We start from the raw sequence: 4,421 nt of genomic DNA, 5'->3' as shown, positions 1-4,421 counted from the left end.
GAGGCCGTTCCCGGCGCACGCCTGATCCTGATCCCCGGCATGGGCCACGACCTCCCCCGCGGCGCATGGCCACAACTCATCCACGCCATCGCGAGCAATGCCGCGCGCAGCGACGCGCCTGATGCTCGCGATCGTGGGGCTCCGCCCTGACGGACGCACGGTTCGGCATCGCCGTGCCCATCGCCTCGCGAACAGTTCTCGAGGCCGCCTCCTGTCCCCTGGCGGCTCACTGTGGGACGGCCGCCTCGGGGTGGAAGTCGCGGAGCATGGTGGCCGTGAGGGAGAAGGTAAGAGGCATCCGGTCGCTGTCGTTGGGCAGGACGTAGCCCTCGGCGCTTTGGACCATCTGCTGGAGGGCGTGCCAGGGTGTCGACCACGCCTGCCATCAGCACTCAGGCTTGGACGAGGCCTGCGGACGCACAGTCTTCAAACCAGGCCCAAGAAAACGAGCGCAGCAGCGCCGATTACGCCGACGCCGACCAACGCGCCGCCCTTGCCCGTCTCCTTCCCGTCCAGCGGCGCAATCGGGACGAGTACGGACGCCACCATGACCAACGTAGCGACGGCCAGTGACCGGGTAAGTGGCAGTGGGAGCCACGCCGCCTCGACGAACAAGACGATCCCGAGCAGCGCTAGGACGACGGGGGCCGCCCAATGAACGCGCTGCCCCGCATCCGAGGTCCTCACCACGGGCAGCGGCGCCCAGGGCAGGCCGGCGGCGCCTGTCGCCATACCGAACATGACCCCAGGTGCCCACGTCTCGTGCATGGCGGACAGACCGGCGCGCCGAGCGACGGCGAGGCGAGCCCGCATCGCCAGCCCCACGACAACGAGGACGCCGAGGCTATAGGCGAACAGCTCAGTTGCGCCTCCGTTTACGTCATGCAGCGCCGCCAGCAGGAAGACGACGGGAGTCGCGGCGAGAGCCCACCCGGGGCGACGGAGTCGTCCCACCACCGGCAGGCGTTGGAGTCGGTCTGTAGCAGGCTCCACCACCTTGTCCAGTAGAACCCGGTTGCCGTCGCCGACGGATGTGCGCGCTAGCCCTAAACCCAGCAGGCAGACGGCGAGCAGACCGGCCGCAGCGGTGGGTGCGCTGCGCTGCACATCCGCCAAGCTCCAGCGAGATGGCAGGGGCTTCGAAAGGTCCAGGCCGGTGCGATAGATGCCTTCGTCGATGGTCAGTTGACGCTCCCGGTCGGCCAGCGACGGATCCAGCGTGATGGCCCGTGCCAACGCTCCCTGAGAGGCAGGTAGATGTAGCGGTCCCATGCGACCGTGAAGGACGCCGAGGTTGAACCAGCCCAGCGCGTAGTCCGGTCTGGCTGCGACGGCTTGCCGAAAAGCACGGAGCGCTCCGTCCTCGTCGCCCAGCCGTGCCAGCTCGACGCCCAGGTCATTGGCGGCCGGGTAGGCCCCGGCGTCGCTGCGGAGAGCCGCGGCGTTGTGATCGGCCGCCTCCGGGGTCCGACCGGCCCGGTGGGCGATGAAACCGGCCGTCATCAGGAAGACCGGATTGGCGGGGTCCACTTCCAGTGCCTGGTCGATCGACCTTTCCGCCGCCTTGACGCGATCCAACCCCAACAGGGTGAGGGCTTCATTGGCGTACACCCGTTCCGGCCGGATGTTGGGCAGCAACCGCTCCTCGATCCACGGCAGCCGCTCCCGGGCGGCCGCGTAGAACTCGGCGGATGCGTGCAGCTGACCTGTTTCGCGAGTTGCGTCGGCCAGCTGGGCGCGTGCGTGGAAGGAAAGGGTGACCAGCCTGTCTGTCTGACTCGGGGCGTTGGTTTGGCTCCAGACCACATCAGCGGCTGCGTCGCGGTCCACCAGGCGAAGCAGATCGATGGCCTCGTCCTGCCTGCCCGCCCGCAGGAGTGCCACCCCGCGGTCGAGCCGGGATTCGGCCCAGTCGATTGCGCTTCTGTAGCGCCGCGCCGCCACGTCGAAGTCGGCCGCCGCGGCGTCGTACTGACCGCGGAGGTACTCCACCTCTCCCAGGCGCAGCATCGGCAGGAAGGCGCCGGGACCGGCTGCGTCGGCCCACTCACGGACGACCTCTTCAGCACGCGCCATGTCGCCTGCCCACCGCCACAGGTTCTGGCGCGCATCCTGGAGGGACTCCAGCTCGATGGGATTAGTCGGATTTGCGAGGCCGGTTTCCAAGCCAAGCACACCGCCCACCCCCCGGAAGCCGACGCCCGGACCGCAGTGCAGATGGGCGAGGTCAGGACGCACCGGCCGAAACTCCTCGGGCAGGTCCTCGAGCGCCGATGCCGCGTCGCCTGCGAGCATCGCACTGCGCCGCCACACCCAACCGGGGCACATCGGTTCCGTCCCGGTGAAGTTGTCCTGGCGGAACACCGGGATGAAGGAGACGTCGTCCACGGAGCCGCCCGCGCCGCCAGGCTCGGGCGCCAGATCCACCGTGAAGGGCGTGAGCCGGCCGGCTCCCGTCGACAACGGCGCCGTGGCCGCGGCCTGGAACAACGGGCCTGGGGTGATGCCCGGCACCGGGAACAATGGCGCGTCGCTCGGGTAGGCCGACGCGCCGAGTTCCGTGAGCCGTGACGCGTGGGAGCGGGCCGCGTCGAAGTCGTGCCCCGCCTCCGCGGCCGTCGTCAAGAGCTCCAGGACCGGGCCGGCGCCCCCGCCCTCCGCCGGAACCTGCTGCAGGAGCCGGACCGCCCCCTTCGGGTCTCCGAGCTCGATCAGCACACGGGCACGACCGATGTCGGCCTCCCGGCCCGCGCCCAGTTCTTTCGCGCGGCGGTACTGGCTCTCAGCCGTCCGAAACTTCTGTCGGGCCGCGAACGGTTGGTCTGCCCGGAGGACGAGCCCCGCTCGAGCATTGGCGTCGGCGGCACCGGTCCAGGCTGCCGGCGCGCCGGGAGAACGCTCCAGCAGTGCGGTGAACGTCGCGGGGGCGCGGTTCATCGCATCCTCGGGCAGGGGGTAGACCACGAGGTTGTGCGGAGACTCCACCTCCGCGCGCTGGGACTGGAACTGCCCCAGCAACCAGTAGGCGGTGAGGTCGTCCGGGCAGGCCGACGCCGTTCTGTCGGCCTCCGCCTGGACCACGTCATCGCGCGGCCAACTGTCAGCGGCGACCAACAGAAGCAGGTTCAGCTGTGCCTCGCAGTCACCGCCGATGCGGGCCCGATCGAGAAGCGCGAACGCGGCCGCGGCGGCGTTGCGGTACTCGGTCCGGTAGAAGTCGTCCTGGTCGCTGGTGGGCCGGGCGGCCAGGACCACGAGCGCGGCTCCCAGCTTCGCGGCAGCGGCTGTCCGAGCTGCCATCGGTGCGCGGTCGAGCATTTCGTCGAAGGTCGGATACCGGTACGGATATGGCACGGGGAAGCCGACACCCTCGAAGGTCGCGTCCGGAACGAAGGGGGCGGCTGGGTCGAGAAGCTCGATCAGCCGGTCACTGCCCGCAGCACCCAGTGCTCGGACAGCGAGGCGACGGAGGTCCTCCGGAGTGCGTATGCGCGAGCCCGCCGGCAAGCCCGCCGGAAGATCGATGATCCGTCCGCCCCGGGCGTCGACAGGCAATGGTGGGAGAACCACGTCGTCGGAGGGGCGAGGCCCCGGCCGGGCGCTGAGGAACGTTGCCAGAAGAGGAAGCATTAGCAGCGCGATCACTGAGGTCGCCACTAATAGATCGAGCCACCGAAAAGCACGGTGCGGTGTCGGAGCGGTCACATGGGATTGACGTGCCCGTGCTGAAGAGCTGGCCGGAGAGTCGCCCCCCTCGGCGGAGCGAGAGGTCAGCAGGTCCGGAGTGGATGTGCTTTTACCCGCTGCAGCGCCCGCTTGCCCACTCTCGGCCACGTCTTCCCCCTACTCACAACTGAGGGATCAGAGGGCTAAAGCTTCCGTTTAGATACCTCGGATGACTTAATTCTAAGGAGCAGTGACCGCAGGCGTCAGGGATCGTGGGGCCGGTGCGCCGATGCGGTCGCTGGGGACTGCTCACGAGTAGGTGACATCTGATCTGTGGTGCCGAGAGGTGCCGCTGGAAGGATGTTCACCGTATTCCTGGCCGGACGGCGTCAGGGGCTCTCGGCGGGCAGCGGCCGATCCACTGCTCTGCGGAGGCCGCCGAGAGCCTCGGCGAGCAGCACTGAACTACCCATCGCGGCGGCGTAGGCGGCCAGCAGGCCGCTCAGGCGAATGCCCAGCGCGCGGGCCCGTAGCTCCCGCTCGGCGTCGACCTGCCCGTACGCCTGGAAGAAGGCTGCTCGCGCCGGCCCGGCGAAGGCGGTGAACGCCAGCGTCAGGTCCACGGCCGGATCGGCCAGGCAGACATCGCCCCAGTCGATGACGCCGACGGCGTCGCCCTCCTGGTCGAGGAGCAGGTGCCGCACATGCAGGTCGCCGTGGACCAGGACCGGGTCGCCGGCCGGTGCACCCAGCCG

At 69.5% G+C, this 4,421-nt stretch carries 2 protein-coding genes; both read right to left on the bottom strand.

Annotated elements, in window-relative coordinates; genetic code table 11:
- Positions 1 to 426: 426 nt before the first annotated feature.
- Positions 427 to 3,657 (bottom strand): tetratricopeptide repeat protein, encoded by a 3,231-nt coding sequence (locus tag VN520_RS13565; RefSeq protein ID WP_325747147.1) that lies wholly within the window; start codon positions 3,655 to 3,657, stop codon positions 427 to 429.
- 398 nt (positions 3,658 to 4,055) lie between these two features.
- Positions 4,056 to 4,421, bottom strand: a 366-nt coding sequence (locus VN520_RS13560; protein ID WP_325747146.1) for a phosphotransferase, incomplete at its 5' end; no start/stop codon positions are given.

It is taken from the genome of Streptomyces sp. (assembly GCF_035563135.1).
Taxonomy (GTDB): domain Bacteria; phylum Actinomycetota; class Actinomycetes; order Streptomycetales; family Streptomycetaceae; genus Streptomyces.
The sequence above is the reverse complement of the archived record's forward strand: the minus strand, read 5'-3'. Positions and strand labels throughout refer to the sequence as shown.